The organism is Nocardia sp. CA-119907, from assembly GCF_050955995.1.
In the GTDB taxonomy this organism is placed as follows: Bacteria; Actinomycetota; Actinomycetes; order Mycobacteriales; family Mycobacteriaceae; genus Nocardia.
The window spans coordinates 2,708,954-2,729,452 of the sequence record NZ_CP192091.1 but is presented as its reverse complement, the minus strand read 5'-3'; the positions used below and the strand labels follow the sequence as shown (position 1 = coordinate 2,729,452).

The window sequence follows — 20,499 nt, the reverse complement described above, 5'->3', positions numbered from 1 at the left end:
GGCAGTGGGGAACCACATGGTGGCCACTCGCGCATTACCCGGAAAAGCCGGTGATTCGAATATACCCGTCGAACACCAATTCGGTATCGAGTGATACCCGAACGGAAGACTTCCTGGAGGGGCTGCGCCGACTCTACCCGGTCGCATCCGATGCCTTTGGAGTATCAGTCGATTTCCAAACAGTGTTGGACCGGCATCGGGACCGCGACCTAATCTCCGGATCAGGTCACAAATTTCCATTTGTCAGGAGGACATTCGTGTCACAGCTTTCTGCCGAGGAATTGGGACCCGCGCTCGGCCGCGGGCTGCTCTCCTTCCCGGTCACCCATTTCGACGACGAGCTCGAGTTCGACGAGCGGGCCTACCGGAATCACGTCGGATGGCTGTCCCGATACGATGTCGCGGGCATCTTCGCGGCCGGTGGCACAGGCGAGGGCTTCGCCTTGACCAGTGCGGAGATCGATCGCGTCGTGCGGGCGGCAGTGGCCGAGACCGCCGGACGGATTCCGGTGATCGCACCGGCGACCGCGGGTACCAGGACCGCGATCGAACAGGCGCGGGCGGCCGAAGCGGCGGGTGCGGACGGCATCCTGCTGCTGCCGCCGTATCTGGTGGAGGCCGCGCCGGAGGGCATCGTCGAGCACGTGACACGGGTCTGCGCGGCAACCTCGCTCGGGGTGATCTTCTACAGCCGCGCCAATGCCGCCTGCGATGATGTGACCGTGGCCCGGATGGCCGAGCGCAGTCCGAATCTCGTCGGATTCAAGGATGGCGTCGGCAATATCGAGACGATGACGCGCATCTTCGCGCGCCTGGGTGACCGGCTGACCTATATCGGCGGACTACCCACCGCGGAAACCTTCGCACTCCCCTACACCGAAATGGGTGTCACCACCTATTCATCGGCGATCTTCAATTTCGCCCCCGAATTCGCGCTCGACTTCTACGCCGCGGTGCGCGCCCGCGATCGCGCGACCGTCTTTGAGCATCTGCGCAATTTCGTCATCCCCTACCTCGATATCCGCGACCGCCGACCCGGATACGCGGTATCGATCGTCAAGGCCGGTCTCACCGCGGTCGGCCGACCATCGAGCCGGGTGCGCCCGCCGCTCACCGATCTCACCGCAGCCGAACTCGCCGCGCTGACCACGCTCGTGAAGACGATCGCCTGACCCGAAGGAATCACCATGACCACAACTGATTCACCCGTGCTCGACCGCATCGACAGCGTCAAGATCTCCTCGGTCACACTGCCATTGCCCACCGGGATCAGCGATGCCAAGGTCCTCACCGGCAGGCAGCAGCCGATGACCGAGGTCGCGGTCCTGTTCGCGGAGATCACCACCGCGGCCGGCCTGGAAGGCATCGGCATCAGCTACTCCAAACGCGCGGGTGGACCGGGCCAATTCGCCCACGCCCGCGAGGTGGCCCCGGCGCTACTCGGCGAGGACCCCAGCGATATCGCCAAGATCTGGGACAGGCTCATGTGGGCCGGAGCCTCGGTGGGCCGCAGCGGCCTGTCCGTGCAGGCGATCGCCGCCTTCGATATCGCGCTGTGGGATCTGAAGGCCAAACGTGCCGGACTGCCACTGGCGAAACTGATCGGCGCACATCGCGATTCGGTGCGTTGCTACAACACCTCCGGTGGCTTCCTGCACGCGCCGATCGAGGAGGTCCTCGACCGCGCGACCGAATCGCTCGACCGCGGCATCGGCGGCATCAAGATCAAGGTCGGATACCCCGACAATGCGGTCGACCTGGCCCGGGTCACGGCGGTGCGGGAGAAGATCGGTGATCGGGTGCCGCTGATGGTCGATGCCAATCAGCAGTGGGATCGCGCCACCGCACGCCACATGTGCCGTGCCTTCGATCCGCTGCGACTGGTATGGATCGAAGAGCCGCTGGATGCCTACGATTTCGACGGTCACGCCCAACTCGCGACCACCTTCGACACCTCGATCGCCACCGGCGAAATGCTCTCCAGCGTGGCCGAACACGCCCAACTGATCCGGGCCGGAATCGATATCGTCCAGCCGGACGCGCCCCGCGTCGGCGGCATCACCCGATTCCTCGAGATCATGGCGATGGCCGATCGCGAACATCTGCGACTCGCACCACATTTCGTCATGGAGGTGCACGTCCACCTTGCCGCGGCCTACCCACGTGATCCCTGGGTGGAACATTTCGAATGGTTCGATCCGCTGTTCAACGAACGTCTCGAGATCGCCGACGGCCGCATGCACCTGTCATCGCGCCCCGGACTCGGGGTAACCATCAGCGACCAGGCCCGCGCCTGGACCGTCGCGCAACACGCCATCCGCTCCTGAAAACACCAGTGCCGCACCGGTTCAGCAGCGACTGAGCGGGCCGCTCGCATTCACCACCGGCAACGCGAGCGGCGGTTGTGGCTCAGACTTTCAGACCGTGCTTGGTGACGTAGAAGTTTTGGAATGCGATCAGGGCGGCAAGGACGACCAGCCATTGCAGGGTGCTCACCAGTGGTATCGAATCGACCGGGAGAGTGTAGGCTAGCGCTACCCGTACCAGGGCGTCCAGCACGAAGCCCGTGCCCCACACCGCGGTCAACAGCCGCAGCTGGCTGCGAAACCGGGAGTCGCTGTCCCAGCGCGCATCCCACTGCCGGTAGCCTTCCTCGCCGATCTTCACGGTGACGATCGTGCGGGCGGCAGTGCGCATGAAGGGGAACTGGGTGAACAGGGTGGCCAGCACCCACAGACCCAGAACACCGAAAATCCAGCTGTCGCGCACCATCAGCGTGCGGGGATCGCCGGTCACCAGCGTCATCACCGTCCCGACCACGATCATGGTGAGGGTGAACAGCGCCACCATATCGATTCGGCGCTGCCGTATCGCATGATAGGCAAGAAACGGCACGATGAGCAGGGCGGGCGCGATCAACGCCAGCCACGGATCGACTCCGGCCGCGCGCAGGCCGTAGTAGCCGCCGAGCGGAAGTACCAGTTCCACGAGCAGCTGGCGCCCGAGGTGGCGGCGCAGGGCGGCGCGTTTCTGCTGTGGCGTGCGCTCGGCCGCAATCGTCTGCTGTTGGTTCATGATTCGGCTCCGGTCGTGATCACGATGGGTTGCGGGTGGCGTGGTCGAAGAGGTCGGCCAGTTCGCGTGCGCAGGCCGCGGTATCGAAGTCGGGATCGACGCGGGCGCGGGTAATGGCGGCCTCCCGTGCCCCTTGGATCGCCAGCACCATGATCGTGGGGTCGAAGTCACGAAACGCGCCCGCCCGCTGCCCGTCTCGTATCCACGCCTCCTGGTTGCGGGTGAGATCGAGGTGCTGTTCGACCAGGCCGAACGTGTACAGGTCGTCGGGACGGGCATTGGCGATGATGCTGGCCAGCGCCTGCTGATGTGCGGGGTACTCGTCGAGCAGGGCCAGGTTGGCCGCGAAGTAGGCGCGCAGCCGAGCCGTATAGCCGCCCTCGGGGTCGAGCTTGGCGACGACGAATTCCGTATTCACACGCACGATTTCGGCGATCACCTCGCGGATCAGATCGTCCTTGCCCCGAAAGTGATAGGAGATCATGCCGGTACTGCTGAGCCCCGCCTGTTTGGCGATCTTCGCGAACGAGGCGTTCGGATAGCCGTGCTCGGCGACCACCGCGATCGCGGCGTCCACGATCTGCGCGCGCCGCGCGGTCTCGGTAAAGGTCCGCTCCTCTTGCTTGCCCGACCTACTTCTTGCTTGCACGAGCAAACTATAGAGGCCTCTTGCTCAGCTGAGCAAGAGTCGATGTGGATGAGCAAAAGTCGGTAGACAGATATCCGAGGAGTCAGCGCCGGTCGCGAGGCCACCGATAGGCCGCACATTGATCAAAAACTCCTGCGCCACAATGGTTTTTGGCGGAGCACACCACAGCGCGGTGGACAGTAGCGCGAACTCGGCTCTTCCTCGAGCAGATCTCCATCAGTTCGCCAACCATTGACATGGCAGGCTCGGCCGCTGCTGGCCGCGCCGACGGTCGGCACCGACACCGGGTGCGCACACGTCTGCTCGCGGCGAGATTTGCCGCGACTCCGACAGACCGACGGACCGGACAGCACCGGGCACTGTCATGGAATGCCGCCCCGAAGACGTCAGCTCCCCGTACGGCTCCCGACCGAATATCGAAGCCCTCGATGCATCGACCGGATCACCGCTCTCGCGCAATCTGTTGCGCGGCACCGAGATAGCCGACTAACTCCCCTGCGGCGGAAGAGTGGGCGTGTGCTGATCGGCCACCTCGGTGAGCGCCTGCGCCCAGCCGTCCAATCGGTCGGCGGCATGCCGCAGATCCGCCACGATGGCATCGAAATTGTGTCGCAGGACAGCGCTTTCGGGGACCGCGAGAATGCGCCCGGCGGCCGCGACAACCTGCTCGTATTCGGCGACGCCACTGTCGAGGCGACCGAGCGCGAATTGAATGTTCTCGGTAAGGCCGACTGCCGCAATGGATTTGGTGCGCCCCATGGCGCCGAGCGCCTGCTCCATCGCGGCGACGTCGGCGGCCAGCGCGTGCAGCGCCGCCGCACCCGATGCCGCGGTTTCGAGCATGTCGGCGAGTTCGTCCCCGGGCAGCCGGTTCGAGCGGGCGATCTGTGTGCCGAGGCCGTGCAGCGCCTTCTCGGCGCGAACCAGGCGGGAGATCGGCCCGCGCGCCGATGACCACGGCGGCGGCTGCTTGCGCGGTACGAAGGCCGCCTGCGGCAGTGGGACACTGCGCAACTGCAGATAGCGGCGAGCGCTCAGCGCGGTACCGGTGACCAACGCCACTGCTCCCCCGCCGACCACCACCACGGCCCACACCGGAGCCGAAATCACCATGAGCCCAACGGTTCCCGCCGTCGTGAGACCACCCACGGTGCCGAGTTGGAAACTGCGCCGACGGGCCCGACGGCGCTTGCGCAACTCCCGCTCGCGCGGATCTGCCCAGCGCCGCACCGCGACCAGCGCGTGCTCGCCCACCTCACGCAGGCTGTCGGGCAAGCTCCCTGGCTGCGGGGCCAGCGCCGACTGCGCGCGCACGATGGCCGCACCACGGCGGCGGCCGGTCCGACCGCGCTCGAGCTGTTCGCGATGCTCCTGCGAGCTCATCGGCTTCCTCCCGGGAGCGCGAACCCGCTCGGCGCGACCTGCGGAGTCCAGACAGGCAGGGCCCGAGCATGACCGACGGCCGACCCGCCAGGTACCCGTGCCATGTCCTTCACCGAACCAGTCCTCGCCGAGCTGTATATCTCTGTGGAAACTACCCGCTACTGCTGCGCGGTCTGGCCCTTGTTCATCTGCGGCTGCGGCTGCGCCGGATTCACCTGCGCGGCACCCGGATTGATCGCGGGCGCGGTGGCACCACCGGCGGGCAGCGCATCACCGCGCATCGAGGCGCGGATCTGCTCCAGCTTGCTGTGCCCGGCCATCTGGATGCTGGCCTGCTGCACCTCGAGCATGCGGCCCTGCACCGAATTGCCCGCGAGTTCGGCGGCACCGAGCGCATTCGCGTAGCGACGCTCGATCTTCTCGCGCACCGCGTCCAGGCTCGGCGTGGTGCCGGGCGCGGACAGCGTCGAATCCATCCGCTGCAGCGATGCCGAGACCTGCTCCTGCATCTTGGCCTGCTCCAGCTGGCTGAGCAGTTTGGTGCGCTCGGCGACCTTCTGCTGCAGCAGCATCGCGTTCTGCTCGACCGCCTTCTTGGCCTGCGCGGCCGCCTGCAGCGACTGGTCGTGCAGCACCTTGAGGTCCTCGACGGACTGCTCGGCGGTGACCAACTGTGCGGCGAACGCCTCGGCGGCGTTGGTGTACTGGATCGCCTTCTCGGTATCGCCCGCCGCCGCGGCCTGGTCGGCCAGCAGAACGGCTTGGCGCGCATTGGCGTTGAGCTTTTCGACATCGTCGAGCTGACGGTTGAGCTTCATCTCCAGCTGACGCTGGTTGCCGATGACCGATGCGGCCTGCTGCGAGAGGGCCTGATGCTGACGCTGAGCTTCCTCGATAGCCTGCTGAATCTGGACCTTCGGATCCGCATGCTCTTCGATCTTCGAATCGAAGAGGGCCATCATGTACTTCCAGGCCTTGACGAACGGATTAGCCATCGATTGATCCCGCCTCCATAAGATGCGCCGCGCTTTACCGCGACTGTAGTGCGCGACCGTCACGCACCCGATATGTGCCTATCCTCCACCATCTGGCACCCGGGCCGGGCGAACCCGGCCCAACCGACGCCTATTACAGAATCTATCCGCTTTCGGCGCCGGTCCGCAGCGCCGGTCACGGACGTCACCTCTCGCCGTCTGATCAGTTGCTCTTCACCAGAACGAGCATGTCCGCCTTCGGGGCCGGAATGACGATCCGGGTGTCCTCGGCGATCTTGGTCCGGGCACCGGCCGCCGACATGCTGGCGGTGGCGGGCTCCGGCGCGGCTTCGGCGGCGGGCTCGGCCGCGGCGGTCCGGTCCGACTCGGGTGCGTCGGCGGTCGGCGCGGGCGCCTCGACGGGCAGCCCGTCGGCACCGGCCATGATCGTGCTCACATCCCAGAGCACCCGCGACAGCGGCACATCAAGGGCCGCGCAGATGGCGGCGAGCAGTTCGCTGGAGGCCTCTTTGCGGCCCCGCTCGACCTCCGACAGATACCCCAGGCTCACGCGCGCCGAGGTGGAGACCTCACGCAGGGTCCGGCTCTGGGCGAGACGAGCACGCCGCAGACTGTCCCCGATTGCCTCTCGCAGCAGCGTCATGTCGTTCTCCTTCAGCTCCCAGTAACCGGGTCCGCGGGCGCCTGCCAGCGCTGCGCACGCCGTCCTTTCTGGCACAACGTCGAACGCGGGTCGGTTGGTTCCCACGGGGGCAAACTCGATGCCGCCAGCATGTCGCCGGCGTCAGCGGTCGTCTCCCACGATACGACGCAACTCCCGAACCGCGCTGTGCGTAGCGCCGATTCTGATCGCCCACCGGTCACCGCCCAGTTTCCATCGCATCACCTCGGTGTGCCCCGGACCGGCCAGACCGAGGAAGACCGTGCCGACGGCATGTCCGTCCTGGGAGTCGGGTCCGGCGACACCGGTCAGCCCGATCCCCCAGTCCGCGCCGCAGCGCAGCCGGGCCCCGACCGCCAACTGTTCGGCGGTACTCGCGGCCACCGGGCCCTCCGTCGCCAGCACCTCGTCGCTGACACCGGCCAGACTGTGTTTGAGATCGGTCGCGTAGACGACCAGTCCGCCGCGCAGCACCGCACTCGCCCCCGGCACCCCGGCGATGGTCGCCGCGAGCAGGCCCGCGGTCAGTGATTCCGCGGTCGCCACGGTCTGTCCGGCCGCACTCAGCGCATGCACCAACTCGACGACCGGTGCTCCCGTTGTCAGCGGATCGGTCATGCGCCGCGCGTCCGGCCCGGACCTCCCGCGAGCCATACCCGCGCCGCCTGCCCCAGGTAATCGAGTCCGGTGACGACCGTCAGCGCGACGGCCACATACATCAAAGTCATTCCCGCGGTGGCCGGTCCCCCGTGCAGCGGCAACAGCAGCACCGCGATCGCGACCGATTGCACCAGCGTCTTCAATTTGCCGCCGCGACCGGCCGGAATCACCCCGCGCCGCACCACCGCCAGCCGCAGGAGCGTGATTCCGATCTCACGGCCACAGATGACCAGGGTGACCCACCACGCCAGATCGCCGAGCATGGACAGTCCGATCACCGCCGAACCGATCAGCGCCTTATCCGCGATCGGATCGGCGAGTTTGCCGAAATCGGTGACCAGTCCGTATTTGCGGGCCAGTTGTCCGTCGAAGCGATCGGTGATCGCGGCGATGCCGAACAGCGCGGCGGCCGCGATCCGCCAGCCGGTCTGATGTCCGCCGCCCGCGAACAGCGCGAGCACGAACAGCGGGACCAGCGCGATCCGCAGCATGGTGAGCACGTTCGCGATATTCATCAGCGGAACGACGGGTTCGGCCGGAGTCGGCACGAATCCAGTGCGAACCACCGGCTCAACCCAGCGTCGATCAATCTCTTCTGGCTGCACGCTCATGCCTCCGCCTCGCCGGCGCTCGGCTCCGCCATGCGCGTGTACGGCTGTGACATGATTCGCTCGCTACGCTCCCGAATGGCCCCCGCCCCGACCGGGACAATACCCCCCGCGACGCCGCCGGAACGCATGCCGAAGCGATGCGGTGAGCGGAGCGGGTGGATGTGCGGCACACGTTCAGAGTATCGGTAACCGGGCGGACTACTGTGCACCCCATGACCTCTCGGGGACCACTAGGTGGTTCGACTAGCGACGCGTATCCGGGCGCGGCACCTGCCGCGAACAAATCTGGCCCGATCGTGCGACGCGCCCGAACCTCCGATGTGCCCCAGATCAAGAGCCTGGTCGATGTCTACGCCGGTCGGATCCTGCTGGAAAAGAACCTGGTCACGCTGTACGAGGCGGTACAGGAATTCTGGGTGGTCGAACTCGATGGCCGGGTGGTCGGCTGTGGTGCGCTGCATGTGCTCTGGGCCGATCTCGGCGAGGTCCGCACCGTCGCGGTGCATCCCGATGTCAAGGGGCACGGAGTCGGACGGCTGATCGTGGAGCGGCTGGTCGCGGTGGCCAGAGAACTCGAGTTGGGGCGGCTGTTCGTGCTCACCTTCGAGGTGGAGTTCTTCGGCAGGCACGGATTCGTCGAGATCGACGGCACGCCGGTGACCGCCGAGGTGTATGCGGAGATGTGCCGGACCTTCGATCCCGGTGTCGCGGAATTCCTCGATCTCAGTTATGTGAAGCCGAACACCCTCGGCAATACTCGGATGCTGCTCAACCTCTGATCAGAACGGACCGATCGTGCCCATTTTCGCCGTGCACTACACCTACTCCGATGCCAGCATCGAGGCCCGCGACACCTTCCGGCCCGAACACCGGGCCTGGCTGACCGGCCTGGTGGAGGCGGGTTCGCTACTGACCAGCGGCCCCTACCCGGACGGATCCGGCGCACTGCTGCTGTTCCAGGTCACGGACGAGGCGACGCTCGAGGAACTGCTGCCGCAGGATCCGTTCGCGCGCGAGAACCTGATCGAGGCGGTGCGCGCGGTGGAGTGGCTGCCGGTGATGGGCACCTTCGCTTCCTGACGAAGCCGGCTGACCGCCGCGTGTCACGGTTCGACACCCAGTAGTCAGCAAACTTTTGGCGACACACCGGTGCGGGTTGTCGGCGAACCCGCCCCCGGGGCCGCAGACTCCCCCGTATGCGCATATCCGCCGCGATTTTCGCGTCGATGTCGGCTGCGGCCCTCTCACTGACCGCATGCTCATGGCCCGACCTTGGCGCGCAGTCCAGCGAGCCGGTAAAGCCCGTGGTCGCTGGTCACCCCGTGTCGCACCCCGGTATGGCCGACGAACGGGAGTACCGCGCCGATGACGGCTACTACTTCCGAACCGCCGACCGCGCCATCGCCTGCGGCCTACTCGATGAGCCGTTCGGACAGCCGAGACGATCGGTGGGCTGCCAGGGTGTGACGGGCCCAGCCCCGCGGGAGATGCAGGAGTGTTGGAGTAGCGACCCGAGCGCGGCCGTCCTCGCCGTCGGCGATAGCGCCGGATATCTCTGCGTGAACCGGGGCTTCTTCGACGGACCGCCGATGGCGGGCGCGAAGGCCAGCGGCGGACCGGTGCTGCCGGTCGGGTCGAGCCTGAGTGTGTACGGATTCACCTGCCTGGCCCAGCCCGCCGGGGTGACCTGCCGCAACGAAGCGAACGGACACGGTTTCGAGATCGCGCCCGACTACCACCGGCTGTTCTAGTCGCCGATCCGACTCGCGGCCGTTCGGGCCGCCGCACCACGGGTTTTGAGCAGGCTCGCCACCGTCGCGATGAGCAGAATGCCGAGAATGACACCCAGCGAGACCGGTGTCGAAATCTCCGGTACCTTGACGTGCTCACCGCCATTGATGAAAGGCAAGGTGTTCTCGTGCAATGCGTGCAGCACCAGTTTGACGCCGATGAACGCCAGGATCGCCGACAGTCCGTAGGACAGGTAGACCAGCCGGTCCAGCAGGCCGCCGATCAGGAAGAACAGCTGCCGTAATCCCATGAGCGCGAAGGCATTCGCGGTGAAGACGATATAGGGCTGCTCGGTGAGACCATAGATCGCGGGGATGGAGTCCAGCGCGAACAGCAGATCCGCGAAGCCGATCGCCAAGAGTGCCAACAACAGTGGGGTCACCACGCGTCGCCCGTCGATCCGGGCGACGAGCTTGTCGCCGTCGTATTCGTCGGTGGTCGGGAGCACGCGTTTGGCCAGCGCCACGATCCGGCTGTCGCGCTTCTCCTCCTGCTCGACCTCGTGTCCACTCTCGCGCAGCAGTTTGACGGCCGTGTAGACCAGGAACAGTCCGAACAGATAGAACACCCAACTGAACGCGCTGATCGCGGCCGCGCCGACGGCGATGAACGCCCCGCGCATGACCAGCGCCAGCACGATGCCGATGAGCAGCACCTTCTGCTGGTAGATCCGCGGCACCGCGAAGGTCGACATGATGATGAGGAAGATGAACAGGTTGTCGACCGAGAGCGCCTTCTCGGTCACGAAGCCCGCGTAGTACTCCCCCGCGAAGGTCGAATTCCACCGCCAGGCGACAAATCCGCCGAATGCCAGGGCGAGGCCGATGTAGATCGCCGACCAGGTGCCGGATTCCTTGAAGGTCGGATCGTGTGGCGTGCGAACGTGGGCGAAGAAGTCGAAGACGAACAGGCCGAGGATCACTGCGATGGTCAGCGTCCACTCGAGTGCGGTTACGTGCATGCGGGCTCCGGGGCGGCAAGGTGTGTCATGACAGCAATCATGCCCGATTTGTCCGTTCTTCTGGCTAGCCGGATAGTTGCTGACCATAATTTCACATGCGGATCGGGCGGCCACCGTGCCACCGTCGCGGGCATGACCGACGACTACCGCATCCTGAACAAGGCGAACTGGGACGAGCGCGCGCCCGCGCATGCCGCATCGCCGGACTACGCCGTGGCCCGATTCGTCGCGGATCCGGTCTACCTCAGCGAGGTGGTCCGGTTCGATCTGCCGCTACTCGGCGATATCCGCGGGCTGCGCGGCGTGCACCTGCAATGCCACATCGGCACCGACACCATCTCCCTGGCGCGGCTTGGGGCGCGGATGACCGGACTGGACTTCTCCCCAGTGTCACTCGCTCAGGCTCGGCTACTGGCCGAAAAGACCGGGACCCCTGTCAATTTCGTCGAATCGGATGTGTACGACGCGGTATCCATACTCGGCACAGCACAATTCGATCTGGTATTCACCGGGATCGGCGCGCTGTGCTGGATTCCGAGTATCGATCGCTGGGCGCGAACCGTCGCGGACCTGCTGCGACCCGGCGGGCGGCTGTTTCTGCGCGAGGGCCATCCGATGCTGTGGGCCATCGACGAAACCCGGACCGACCGACCGACTGTCGGCTATCCATACTTCGAAATGCCCGAACCCATGGTGTTTTCGGACGGAACGACTTATGTCGAGACCGACACCGAATTCAGCCACATCATGACCCACGAGTGGAACCACGGACTCGGCGAAGTGGTAACCGCACTACTCCACCACGGCCTGACCATCACCGGACTGGTGGAGCACCGCAGCGTTCCCTGGGAAGCATTGCCCGGCCAGATGACCCGGGATGCGAATGGCGAGTGGCGGCTGACCGAGCATCCGGAACGGCTGCCGCTCACATACACCGTGCAAGCACGCCGACAACTCGCCGGTGGGGAATAAATGGGTTCCTCATCGCGGCTGTCGGTGTTAGCGTTATCCAGAACGTAATCGCACCCCGTAATCGGGACCACGAAAGGCAAACGCAATGACCAGCACTCAGGACCAGGGACTACGCTCCCTCGCCGGTGCCTGGCAGTTGCGTGCGGGCGCCCGGCTGTCGACGTCGCAGCTGCGCCTGACCTGGCCGCTGATGTCGCAGCTGCGGCAGGCGAGTACCCGGAGCCGCCCCTGAGGTCTCGATTCGAGAAGGCCTGAGCAGGGGCCGCTCCCGGCGAAATAGTCGCCACGGAGCGGCCCCTTTTCTTGTCCAGCGGATGTAGCTCAACTGGAAGAGCAACGATCTCCAAAATCGTCGGCTGGGGGTTCGAGTCCCTCCATCCGTGCAGATAACTTCACAGCGAATATACGGCAGTGCGCTTTTCGTAATGCGAGATCTGAATAACCCTGCCGTAGACCGGTTTCGAGCCCGTGTAGCTCAGCGGACCAGAGCAGCGTCCTCCGACGGCGCAGGTCGGTGGTTCGATTCCACCCACGGGTACCAAAACCATTCCCTCGTAGCCCAATTGGCAGAGGCACCGGACTTAGGATCCGGTTGATGCGAGTTCGAATCTCGCCGAGGGAACGATCCGGGTCACATACCCGGACCAGCGCTCGTAGCTCAACGGATGGAGCACCTGTTTACGGAGCAGGCGGATGAAGGTTCGAATCCTTCCGAGCGCGCTGATGGAGTGTGGTGTAACAGCAACATGATGGGCTCCCGCCCTGTCGACCCAGGTTCGAATCCTGGCACTCCAACTGATTTCCCGGCGCTCGCCGGGATCGGTGGAGTGTGGTGTAACGGCAGCATGGCGGACTTTGATTCCGTGGGTTCAGGTTCGAATCCTGGCACTCCAGCCCATTCCTATCCCGGCTCATGCAGGTTCGCCCCGGGGCTCTCATAAGGCCCTGCCGCGTGGTTCGACTCCACGATGAGCTACCACCGCACCGGCGCTTGCGTCGGGCTGGTTCGATGGTCCCGTGCGGATACTCGTCACCGGAGCCAACGGCTACCTCGGCAGCGCGGTCGCGGCGACCCTGTGCACCAGCGGACACGACGTCGTCGGGCTGGTGCATCGCGAACGCTCACGCGTCCCGGAGGGGATTCCGGTCCAACCGGCCGACCTGTGCGACCAGGACACCCTCGGCACGGCGCTGCGCGAGGTCGATCTGGTCTGCCATCTCGCCGGGCTCACACGTGTTCGCGAATCGTTTGCCGAGCCGCTCGACTACTTCGCAGTGAACGTGGCGGGAACCGTGACACTGCTGCGGGCCATGGCGGCGGCCGGGGTGCAACGGCTCGTATTCGCGTCCACCGCGGCGATCTACGGGACACCGCAGCGGCAGCCCATGTCGGAGGATCTGATCGACGATCCGCCGCACCCGTACGCGGCGAGTAAGCAAACCGCCGAATCGGTGATCGCCGCACAGGCCGCGACCGGTCGACTCGACGCAACAGTGTTGCGGCTGTTCAACATTGCTGGTGGCCCCGATCCGGATGACACGCGGATCGTCTCGCGGATTCTCGCCGTCGCCGCCAGCGCGGATTCGACGCTGATCGTCAATGGCGATGGCACGGCGGTCCGCGATTACCTGCATCGCGACGACGCCGCGCGCGCCTTCGACGCCGCCGTGACCGGACTCCCCCGGCCGGGTCGGCACCGTCGCTACAACATCGGCACCGGTGTCGGCACCAGCGTCAACGACCTCGTCGGCGCGGCCGCGCGGGTGACCGGACGCCACATCCCCGTCGAATACCGTGCCGCGGCACCGGAACCGCAGCGGCTCATCAGCGACAGCAGTCGTGCGCGTGCCGAATTGGGCTGGTCGCCGACGTCGTCCGATATCGACACCATCATCACCGACGCCTGGGCAGTTCACGTCGGCGCCGCCACCGATGGGAAGAGTCAGCTCCGACCCTCGCCCGGTTGTGCATAGTTTCGTGAAATGCGAATTGCCTCTTCACTTCTCACCGCAACGCTGGGCGCCCTCGCGAGTGCCTTCGGCGCCACCGCAATGGCCGCGCCACCCTCGGGTTCGGCGTTGCTGCAACCGACATGGGATCTGCCGACCGACACCGCCGCCGCCGTACACGCCGCCGGTCTGCCGCTGCTGGACAAGATGTCGACGACCTACCACTACCATGCCCATCTCGATGTCATCGTTTACGGACAGCCGGTCGTCGTCCCGGCCCTGATCGGCATCGATGACGCCCGCAGGCTGGGCTCCCCGATGCATACCCACGATGCAACCGGGATCGTGCACCTCGAGTCGGCCGAGGATATCCCGTTCACGCTCGGGCAGTTCTGTACCGAGTGGGGTCAGCCGCTGACCGCCGACCAGGTCGGCCCGATCCACTTGACTCCCTTCGAAGCGGTGCATCTCTACGTCAACGGGGTCCGATTTCCCGGCGATCCCGCCTCGTATCGTTTCGCCCCGTATGACGAAATCGCACTGGTCGTCGGTACCCGATCGATGAGCCCGGTGGTGCCAACGCATTACGACTTCCCTTCGGATCTCTTGCAACATTAGGCAAAGATCTTGCAGCGCAACTAGTTTCATTGGCAACAACTCCCAATCTTGGGGAGATGTGATCGTTGACACTGCCTGAGCGACTGTCGAAACTCTAAGGCCTCCAGCACTTCTGGAGCCTTGTTGGCCGACATGGTGAGTTCTCAACGAATCGAGGAACCAGGCTATGACGACTACCACCGCGTCGGCGTCGACCGAAACCGAAGTCCCCCCTGCGGAATTCGATACCACTCACCTGAAAGAGAATCTGCGCTGGGGCCACCTGTTCTGGCCCGGTTCCACCGCGTTGACCGAAGAGCAGATCGATGACCGGGTCACCCGCTACCAGCGGTCGCTGGAGCGCTTCCGCGCCAGCGGTATGCAGGGCAACTACCTGCCCGATGACCTCGAGGTCGATTCGGCCTGGCATGCGCATCAGTGCGACCCCGTCGGCTACGCGGAGTTCTGCAAGAGCTACTTCGGCGGCATCCTCGCGCACACCGTGACGCTGTGTGTCTGCAAATTGGTCGATCTCGACAAGAAGTAGGCACCGGACCGAGCGGAGGTAAACCGTGGACGCATTCCTGAACATGGTTGCCGCACTATTCGCGACGCAGGGACATCTGGATATTCCAGTCCCTACGAGGGTCTGCTGACCCACGCGAGGCGCGGCCCGTCGATGACGACGGAAAGGAGGTAGCTCGTGGACGCACTGCTGAATATGATCTCCGCGATGTTCGCATCGCAGGCACAGATCGACATCCCGCAGGTTCCTTCGAACAACCATTGCTGACCCAGCAACGGCGCGGCCCGGCCGGAGTATCCGGCCGGGCCGTGCGCGTCAGGCAGTGGCGGACTGATCGGTGAAGAGGTATCCCTCGGACCAGATGTAGCGGGTGCCACCCCACCGTGCCGCGGAGGCCACGTCCGGAAAGAACCCTCGGCCTTCGAAATTCGCGCTGGTATTGCACAACACCGGTACGCCGCTGATGGCCTCGTATCCGGCCAGGATCCGAGCGGTGGCACGGTTGGCCGATTCATCGATGGTCTGCAGCCGCGCCGTCCCGTCGACATGCAGCACCGCCGGAATACGGTCGGTCCACTCGGGGCGGGTGCGGTGTTCGAAGAGCATGTACGGATCGCTGCCGCCGGGCTGAAAGACCTCCGCCGCACGCGCGGTCAGGCAGACCGGCGCCACCGGTCGGTAGTGCGCGCGGTTCTTGATGTCGTTGAGCCGGTCTTTCATCGCCGCATCCGTCGCGGGAGCCAGAATGCTGCGGTTGCCCAGCGCCCGCGGTCCGAGCTCGGCCCGACCCGACAGCACCACCACCGGCTCGCCCACCCGGTGCAGCAAGCGCGCGACTCCCTGCTCATCGCAGCGCTGTCTGCGCCAGTTCGCCGGCACCCCGCTGACACCGACCCGCGGACCGGAGTACACATCCCACCGCAATGCCGGACTCCGGCCGTACCGGAACATTTCACAGCATGCGGCGCCGATCGCGGCGCCGGAGTCGTTGGGAAAGGGCGGAATCCAGATCTCCTCGACGATGCCCTGCGTACGCAGCAATGAGTTCCACTTGATGTTCAAGGCGCAGCCGCCGGTCACCACCAGCTTCGATGGCAGCGAAGGGTCCTGATGCACCAGCGAACTCAGCGCCCGTGCCAACCGATCCCCCAGATACGCCTGGAAGGTGGCGATGAGATCGGCATCGGACAACCCGGGAAAGAGCTCGTCCCGATTCGCCGATACCTTCGCACCGACCAAACGTGCCGCATCCTGCGACGGGTTCGGTTGCGCCGCAAGGATTTGATCGAACACCGGGTACGCCGACTCCGCGACGGTGCCCAGCCCGGCGTAGGCCATGGCCTTCCCCGGAATGGCCAAGTGCTGCCGCAGGATCTGATCCCGGGACAGACCTTCGGTTTTCGGGATGAACGGCTCGAAGTGCGAACTGAAGAAGGTGAAGATATTGCCGACGATCGGCAGCACGGTGGCCACCGCGCGGACGGTTCGGGCCGCCGCTGAGACATGGTAGACCCGTGCGGCCGTGCCGCCGTCCCAGACCAGCACGAGCGCATCCTCCCCGCGCGCCGCGAACGGACTTGTGCAGTAGCCACTCAGAATGTGCTGGTCGACATGGTGATAGCTGACGTACTCCGCGGCGGCGGAACCGAATCCGTGACCGTGAAAGCGGTGACGCGCGATCGGCGCCGTGCGCCCGGGCCGATCCTGATACGGAGCCACCGCCAGCTCGATCGGACGGCCACCCGCTAGCGTCGCAATAGTGGTGGGCTCTGTCGAATCAGTATCCGGCACTTCACCATTCGCGAACCAGCCGTCGACGACGAACCGGTCGACCTCGGCCGGCTCCAGCCCCTCCGACCGCAGAATCTCGGCGACCCGGTCGAGATCACCCAGCGTGCTGTACCGGAGTCCATTGCCGAGCTTCTCCATCTCGATGCTGAACACCAGCCGGTCGTCCTCGACAACCGCGACACCGCCATCGTGCGACACCTTGATTCCGCAGATCACCATGTCGGGCCAGTGTAGCGACGCCACAGCGGCCCACCGGCGGTGAGAATAGTTGTCGCCGAAGCATTTTCGGCGCTACGCCTCCGGACTCTCCGGCTCCTCGGCACCGCCGCCGCGGATCGTCCACAGCAGACCCTCGAGCTCGTCGGGCTTGATGAGCACATCGCGCGCCTTGGAACCCTCACTCGGGCCGACAACGCCCCGGGTTTCCATCAGGTCCATCAGGCGGCCCGCCTTGGCGAAGCCGACGCGCAGCTTGCGCTGCAGCATCGAGGTCGAGCCGAATTGTGAAGTCACGACCAGCTCCACGGCCTGAACGAAGACCTCGAGGTCATCGCCGATATCGGGATCGACGTCCTTCTTCTCGCCCGCCTTGGCGGCGGTGACGCCCTCCTGGTACTCGGGTTCGGCCTGGTTCTTGCTGAAGTCGACGACCGCGTGGATCTCCTCATCGGAGATGAACGCGCCCTGCAGGCGGGTGGGCTTATTCGCACCCATCGGCAGGAACAGACCATCACCCATACCGATCAACTTCTCGGCGCCCGGCTGGTCCAGGATGACGCGCGAATCCGTCAATGACGAAGTGGCGAAGGCCAATCGGGACGGCACATTGGTCTTGATCAGACCCGTGACCACGTCCACCGAGGGCCGCTGCGTCGCGAGCACCAGGTGAATGCCCGCGGCGCGGGCCTTCTGGGTGATGCGCACAATCGCGTCCTCGACATCGCGCGGTGCGGTCATCATCAGGTCCGCGAGTTCGTCGACGATGGCGAGGATGTACGGGTAGGGCCGGTACACGCGCTCGCTGCCCAGCGGCGCGGTGATCGCACCCGACTTGACCTTCTTGTTGAAGTCGTCGATGTGGCGCACCTTATTGGCCTGCATATCCTGGTAACGCTGCTCCATCTCCTCGACCAGCCAGGCCAGCGCGGCGGCGGCCTTCTTGGGCTGGGTGATGATGGGCGTAATGAGGTGCGGAATGCCCTCGTACGGTGTGAGTTCCACCATCTTCGGGTCGATGAGGATCATCCGGACCTCGTCCGGGGTCGACCGCGCGAGCAGCGATACCAGCATCGAGTTCACGAAGCTCGACTTACCGGAACCGGTGGAACCGGCGACCAGCAGGTGCGGCATCTTGGCCAGATTCGCCGAGACGAAATCGCCCTCGATATTCTTGCCGAGGCCGATCACCAAAGGGTGGTGGTCATTTCGGGTCGCGGGCGCCTTCAGCACATCGGCCAGGCGCACCAGTTCCCGATCGGCATTGGGCACCTCGATGCCGACGGCGGATTTACCCGGAATCGGGGCGAGCAGCCGAACATTCTCGGTGGCAACAGCATAGGCGATATTGCGGGCCAGCGCGGTGATCTTCTCGACCTTCACACCCGGGCCGAGTTCCACCTCGTAGCGGGTCACCGTCGGACCGCGCACGAAGCCGGTGACCGCCGCGTCGATCTTGAACTGCACCAGCACCTCGGTGATCGCCTCGATCATCGATTCATTGGCGGCACTGCGCTTCTTGGGTGGCTCGCCGTCGGTCAGCAGGGTCAGCGGCGGCAGCGTGTAATCGCCTTCGACCTCGCGGTCGGTGACGAACTCCAATTGCTTCGGTGGTGGCGGCGTCTGGTCCTCGACCTTGGCCGGGGCGCGCTTCTTCGGCTTGGGCTTCTCCTCGGGGACCTCCGCCACCGCGATCGGTTTCGCATCGCGCAGCGGCGGCTCGCCGATGGCCTCGGTGACCGCATCCGAGCCGCCGAATTCATCGGGCGGGTAATTCTCCTCCGGTGTGCGGCCGCGCCGCTTGGACTTCGTATTCCGATGCAGCGGGAATCCGTCGGCGTCGTAGTTGGCCGGATCGAAATCGGCTTCGCCGTCGAAGTCACCGTATTCGTCGCCGCCGCTGCCGGTGCCGAAATACTCACGCAGTCGCTGCGGTACCTCGCGCACGGTGGTTCCGGTCACCAGCAGCAACCCGAAGACGATGGCCAGCAAGAGAATCGGTACCGACAGCCAAGCGGTGAGTCCAGTGGTGAGCGGCCCGCCCACCGCGAAACCGACGAAACCCGCTGCGCGGGAACGACCGTGCGCATCGGTCGGCGCCCCGGCCGCGATATGCCACAATCCCAGGATCGGCAACCCGATCAGCAATCCGCCGAGTACGAGCCGCGGCCGGATCTCCGGATTCGCCTCGGTCCGCATCAGGATGATGGCGATGCCGGTGGCCACGAACGGCAGTCCGGCCGATGCCGATCCGGAGACCGCGCGAATCGCCGCTTCGACCCAGTGCCCGATCGGCCCGCCCGCCGACAGCCACACCGCGGCCGCGATCACCGCGCTGAGCGCGATGAGGGCCAATGCGATGCCATCGCGACGATGGCCGTGTTCGATTTCGCCCGCCCGGCTCACCGCCCGGGTGGTGGCGCCGAGTCCGCGCGCGAGCATATTCCAGCCGCTGCTGATGCCGCGGCCGAGCACCGCGAGCGGTGCGGTATCGGACTTGCGCCGGACCGGGCGGCGCGCCGGGGTGGTGCGGGTGCGCGGCACGGGCGACCGGCGTTGACCAACGGAGCGAGCCTGGCCCGAACGAGATGCCGCGGTCCTCCCCCGGGCCGATCCCGCCCGCGCACGAGTGGTCGTGGAGCTGCGGGACTTACCTGCCATAGCCTCAGGCTAGCCGCAAACGCCCCATCCAGACCATCAACCACACGCGTATCGCAGGTCACCGATCCGCCACGCCGAGTATTTTGCCGGTCGTAAGTGCCGCTGAAGCCCCGAACCGGGCCGAGAATGAAGTGCTAGGCGGCTTTTGAGCGTGCCCGACGAGTTACCCGTGTGCTCCCTGAACGCATCTGCCACCGATCACCGGTCGTAGGTACGGATTTGTCATCGCGAGAGCGAGTTGCGCAGGTCGGTGATCGTGGCGCGGCGCTCGTGGGCGATCCAGGCGAAGATCGCGGCGAGCACCAGGGGGAAAATCCCCATCGCGGGCTTGTCGGCGATGAAAGCCTGCGTCCCAGCGGCGAGCACGGTGAGAACCGACAGACCCGCGGCAGCCAGGACACTGAGCCGTGGCACCATCAGGGCGAAACCGCCCGCGACCTCCACGACTCCCGGCCCTCCTACTCGATCATCACGTTCGGGGTAGCCGGTAGCCGCGCGTTGGCACCCACGCGGCCATGAACCACACCGTTCGATAGTGGTTAAAGCTCCTGTGCTGCTTGACAATTCGAAACAGCGGCCGCTCTGACCGACTCGCGCCGCCGGCTGCATCGCGGGGGCCCTGTCGTGCACTGAGTATCGAAACCACCTGGAGGCGGCGGGATTTGGTGATGTCGAGATCATCCCGACCCATTCGGTAGCCGACGGTATGCACTCGGCGATCGCGAAAGCGTCAAACCCCGCTGAGTAGAGCGTGTGCTCAGTCCATTACTCCTGCAGCTATCGCCATCGTTCTCGATTGGCGTGTCGGGACACACCACCACGTCATCCCGTTACCGTGCGGGGGTCGACCACAAAGAACTGCCCGGCGGGCAGCGTGTAAGAGTTCCCTTGGCAGCCCGGTACTGGCGTAGACCGATGGAGAGGATCTGAACCTCGAGCGATCTTTCTCGCCGTGACCTGCTCAGGACGTCGGCGGCCGCTGGCGTCGGAGCAGTCGTTG

The 20,499-nt window shown here is 65.5% G+C and carries 21 protein-coding genes and 6 tRNA genes; 16 read left to right on the top strand and 11 right to left on the bottom strand.

What is annotated here, in order from left to right:
• Positions 1-257: 257 nt before the first annotated feature.
• Positions 258-1,172: a 5-dehydro-4-deoxyglucarate dehydratase gene (gene kdgD, locus ACQP2D_RS12295; protein ID WP_433683830.1), complete on the top strand. Its 915-nt coding sequence runs from the start codon at positions 258-260 to the stop codon at positions 1,170-1,172.
• Between the two features lie 15 nt (positions 1,173-1,187).
• Complete coding sequence (locus tag ACQP2D_RS12290; protein WP_433683829.1) at positions 1,188-2,327, top strand: L-talarate/galactarate dehydratase; 1,140 nt, start codon at positions 1,188-1,190, stop codon at positions 2,325-2,327.
• Between the two features lie 82 nt (positions 2,328-2,409).
• Here the strand turns inward: ACQP2D_RS12290 and ACQP2D_RS12285 are convergent, their stop codons facing one another.
• From ACQP2D_RS12285 to pgsA, 7 genes are all read right to left on the bottom strand, one after another.
• On the bottom strand, positions 2,410-3,075 hold the full coding sequence (locus ACQP2D_RS12285) for a VC0807 family protein (protein ID WP_433683828.1): 666 nt from the start codon (positions 3,073-3,075) through the stop codon (positions 2,410-2,412).
• A 19-nt stretch (positions 3,076-3,094) separates the two neighbouring features.
• Positions 3,095-3,724, bottom strand: a complete 630-nt coding sequence (locus ACQP2D_RS12280; protein WP_433683827.1) for a TetR family transcriptional regulator — start codon at positions 3,722-3,724, stop codon at positions 3,095-3,097.
• Between the two features lie 486 nt (positions 3,725-4,210).
• A complete protein-coding gene (gene pspM / locus ACQP2D_RS12275) occupies positions 4,211-5,107 on the bottom strand; it encodes a phage shock envelope stress response protein PspM (RefSeq protein ID WP_433683826.1) in 897 nt (298 codons plus the stop codon).
• Between the two features lie 158 nt (positions 5,108-5,265).
• Positions 5,266-6,102 (bottom strand): phage shock protein PspA, encoded by an 837-nt coding sequence (gene pspA / locus ACQP2D_RS12270; RefSeq protein WP_433683825.1) that lies wholly within the window; start codon positions 6,100-6,102, stop codon positions 5,266-5,268.
• 202 nt (positions 6,103-6,304) lie between these two features.
• The gene (locus ACQP2D_RS12265) at positions 6,305-6,745 is read right to left on the bottom strand and encodes a helix-turn-helix domain-containing protein (RefSeq protein WP_433683824.1); all 441 of its coding nucleotides are present in this window, start codon (positions 6,743-6,745) and stop codon (positions 6,305-6,307) included.
• A gap of 141 nt (positions 6,746-6,886) precedes the next feature.
• On the bottom strand, positions 6,887-7,381 hold the full coding sequence (locus ACQP2D_RS12260) for a CinA family protein (RefSeq protein WP_433683823.1): 495 nt from the start codon (positions 7,379-7,381) through the stop codon (positions 6,887-6,889).
• Positions 7,378-8,034, bottom strand: a complete 657-nt coding sequence (gene pgsA, locus ACQP2D_RS12255; RefSeq protein WP_433683822.1) for a CDP-diacylglycerol--glycerol-3-phosphate 3-phosphatidyltransferase — start codon at positions 8,032-8,034, stop codon at positions 7,378-7,380. Before pgsA ends, ACQP2D_RS12260 begins: the two co-directional genes overlap by 4 nt.
• 212 nt (positions 8,035-8,246) lie before the next feature.
• Between pgsA and ACQP2D_RS12250 the strand changes: the two genes are divergently transcribed.
• From ACQP2D_RS12250 to ACQP2D_RS12240, 3 genes are all read left to right on the top strand, one after another.
• Positions 8,247-8,813 carry an amino-acid N-acetyltransferase gene (locus ACQP2D_RS12250; protein ID WP_433683821.1) on the top strand — a complete coding sequence of 189 codons (567 nt, stop codon included), beginning with the start codon at positions 8,247-8,249 and terminating at the stop codon, positions 8,811-8,813.
• A 16-nt stretch (positions 8,814-8,829) separates the two neighbouring features.
• Positions 8,830-9,114: a YciI family protein gene (locus ACQP2D_RS12245; protein ID WP_433683820.1), complete on the top strand. Its 285-nt coding sequence runs from the start codon at positions 8,830-8,832 to the stop codon at positions 9,112-9,114.
• A gap of 116 nt (positions 9,115-9,230) precedes the next feature.
• Entirely contained in the window at positions 9,231-9,785 is a 555-nt protein-coding gene (locus ACQP2D_RS12240) for a hypothetical protein (protein ID WP_433683819.1), read from the top strand.
• Here the strand turns inward: ACQP2D_RS12240 and ACQP2D_RS12235 are convergent.
• Positions 9,782-10,786 carry a TerC family protein gene (locus tag ACQP2D_RS12235; protein WP_433683818.1) on the bottom strand — a complete coding sequence of 335 codons (1,005 nt, stop codon included), beginning with the start codon at positions 10,784-10,786 and terminating at the stop codon, positions 9,782-9,784. The two genes, ACQP2D_RS12240 and ACQP2D_RS12235, sit on opposite strands and share 4 nt — an antisense overlap.
• 132 nt (positions 10,787-10,918) lie before the next feature.
• Here ACQP2D_RS12235 and ACQP2D_RS12230 point away from each other — a divergent pair, with 132 nt between their 5' ends.
• The 11 genes from ACQP2D_RS12230 to ACQP2D_RS12180 all read left to right on the top strand — a co-directional run bounded on the left by ACQP2D_RS12230 (position 10,919) and on the right by ACQP2D_RS12180 (position 14,852).
• The gene (locus tag ACQP2D_RS12230; RefSeq protein ID WP_433683817.1) at positions 10,919-11,758 is read left to right on the top strand and encodes a class I SAM-dependent methyltransferase; all 840 of its coding nucleotides are present in this window, start codon (positions 10,919-10,921) and stop codon (positions 11,756-11,758) included.
• A gap of 85 nt (positions 11,759-11,843) precedes the next feature.
• Positions 11,844-11,990 (top strand): hypothetical protein, encoded by a 147-nt coding sequence (locus tag ACQP2D_RS12225; protein WP_433683816.1) that lies wholly within the window; start codon positions 11,844-11,846, stop codon positions 11,988-11,990.
• Between the two features lie 78 nt (positions 11,991-12,068).
• A tRNA-Trp gene (locus ACQP2D_RS12220) sits at positions 12,069-12,141 on the top strand.
• Positions 12,142-12,222: 81 nt separating this feature from the next.
• Positions 12,223-12,299: transfer RNA gene (locus ACQP2D_RS12215), tRNA-Arg, on the top strand.
• Between the two features lie 7 nt (positions 12,300-12,306).
• A tRNA-Leu gene (locus ACQP2D_RS12210) sits at positions 12,307-12,380 on the top strand.
• A gap of 25 nt (positions 12,381-12,405) precedes the next feature.
• Positions 12,406-12,478 (top strand) — tRNA-Arg (locus tag ACQP2D_RS12205).
• Positions 12,479-12,482: 4 nt separating this feature from the next.
• Positions 12,483-12,553: transfer RNA gene (locus ACQP2D_RS12200), tRNA-Gly, on the top strand.
• A 28-nt stretch (positions 12,554-12,581) separates the two neighbouring features.
• Positions 12,582-12,652, top strand: a tRNA-Gln gene (locus ACQP2D_RS12195).
• Between the two features lie 123 nt (positions 12,653-12,775).
• Positions 12,776-13,732, top strand: a complete 957-nt coding sequence (locus ACQP2D_RS12190; RefSeq protein WP_433683815.1) for an NAD-dependent epimerase/dehydratase family protein — start codon at positions 12,776-12,778, stop codon at positions 13,730-13,732.
• A gap of 9 nt (positions 13,733-13,741) precedes the next feature.
• The gene (locus tag ACQP2D_RS12185; RefSeq protein WP_433683814.1) at positions 13,742-14,326 is read left to right on the top strand and encodes a hypothetical protein; all 585 of its coding nucleotides are present in this window, start codon (positions 13,742-13,744) and stop codon (positions 14,324-14,326) included.
• A 166-nt stretch (positions 14,327-14,492) separates the two neighbouring features.
• Positions 14,493-14,852 (top strand): hypothetical protein, encoded by a 360-nt coding sequence (locus tag ACQP2D_RS12180; RefSeq protein WP_433683813.1) that lies wholly within the window; start codon positions 14,493-14,495, stop codon positions 14,850-14,852.
• Positions 14,853-15,146: 294 nt separating this feature from the next.
• Here the strand turns inward: ACQP2D_RS12180 and ACQP2D_RS12175 are convergent, their stop codons facing one another.
• The 3 genes from ACQP2D_RS12175 to ACQP2D_RS12165 form a co-directional block, all read right to left on the bottom strand.
• Entirely contained in the window at positions 15,147-16,841 is a 1,695-nt protein-coding gene (locus ACQP2D_RS12175) for a carbamoyltransferase N-terminal domain-containing protein (protein ID WP_433683812.1), read from the bottom strand.
• Between the two features lie 72 nt (positions 16,842-16,913).
• Positions 16,914-19,499 carry a DNA translocase FtsK gene (locus ACQP2D_RS12170; RefSeq protein WP_433683811.1) on the bottom strand — a complete coding sequence of 862 codons (2,586 nt, stop codon included), beginning with the start codon at positions 19,497-19,499 and terminating at the stop codon, positions 16,914-16,916.
• Between the two features lie 222 nt (positions 19,500-19,721).
• Positions 19,722-20,108, bottom strand: coding sequence for a DoxX family protein (locus ACQP2D_RS12165; RefSeq protein ID WP_433683810.1), 387 nt, complete (start codon positions 20,106-20,108; stop codon positions 19,722-19,724).
• Positions 20,109-20,499 lie beyond the last annotated feature (391 nt).

Excerpts from the sequence above, each read along its gene's own strand:
- ACQP2D_RS12290 (WP_433683829.1), top strand. The coding sequence starts at position 1,188 with ATGACCACAACTGATTCACCCGTGCTCGACCGCATCGACAGCGTCAAG.
- ACQP2D_RS12285 (WP_433683828.1), bottom strand. The coding sequence starts at position 3,075 with ATGAACCAACAGCAGACGATTGCGGCCGAGCGCACGCCACAGCAGAAA.
- pspM (WP_433683826.1), bottom strand. The coding sequence starts at position 5,107 with ATGAGCTCGCAGGAGCATCGCGAACAGCTCGAGCGCGGTCGGACCGGC.
- pspA (WP_433683825.1), bottom strand. The coding sequence starts at position 6,102 with ATGGCTAATCCGTTCGTCAAGGCCTGGAAGTACATGATGGCCCTCTTC.
- ACQP2D_RS12265 (WP_433683824.1), bottom strand. The coding sequence starts at position 6,745 with ATGACGCTGCTGCGAGAGGCAATCGGGGACAGTCTGCGGCGTGCTCGT.
- ACQP2D_RS12260 (WP_433683823.1), bottom strand. The coding sequence starts at position 7,381 with ATGACCGATCCGCTGACAACGGGAGCACCGGTCGTCGAGTTGGTGCAT.
- pgsA (WP_433683822.1), bottom strand. The coding sequence starts at position 8,034 with ATGAGCGTGCAGCCAGAAGAGATTGATCGACGCTGGGTTGAGCCGGTG.
- ACQP2D_RS12250 (WP_433683821.1), top strand. The coding sequence starts at position 8,247 with ATGACCTCTCGGGGACCACTAGGTGGTTCGACTAGCGACGCGTATCCG.
- ACQP2D_RS12240 (WP_433683819.1), top strand. The coding sequence starts at position 9,231 with ATGCGCATATCCGCCGCGATTTTCGCGTCGATGTCGGCTGCGGCCCTC.
- ACQP2D_RS12235 (WP_433683818.1), bottom strand. The coding sequence starts at position 10,786 with ATGCACGTAACCGCACTCGAGTGGACGCTGACCATCGCAGTGATCCTC.
- ACQP2D_RS12230 (WP_433683817.1), top strand. The coding sequence starts at position 10,919 with ATGACCGACGACTACCGCATCCTGAACAAGGCGAACTGGGACGAGCGC.
- ACQP2D_RS12225 (WP_433683816.1), top strand. The coding sequence starts at position 11,844 with ATGACCAGCACTCAGGACCAGGGACTACGCTCCCTCGCCGGTGCCTGG.
- ACQP2D_RS12185 (WP_433683814.1), top strand. The coding sequence starts at position 13,742 with ATGCGAATTGCCTCTTCACTTCTCACCGCAACGCTGGGCGCCCTCGCG.
- ACQP2D_RS12180 (WP_433683813.1), top strand. The coding sequence starts at position 14,493 with ATGACGACTACCACCGCGTCGGCGTCGACCGAAACCGAAGTCCCCCCT.
- ACQP2D_RS12175 (WP_433683812.1), bottom strand. The coding sequence starts at position 16,841 with ATGGTGATCTGCGGAATCAAGGTGTCGCACGATGGCGGTGTCGCGGTT.
- ACQP2D_RS12170 (WP_433683811.1), bottom strand. The coding sequence starts at position 19,499 with ATGGCAGGTAAGTCCCGCAGCTCCACGACCACTCGTGCGCGGGCGGGA.
- ACQP2D_RS12165 (WP_433683810.1), bottom strand. The coding sequence starts at position 20,108 with ATGCAGCCGGCGGCGCGAGTCGGTCAGAGCGGCCGCTGTTTCGAATTG.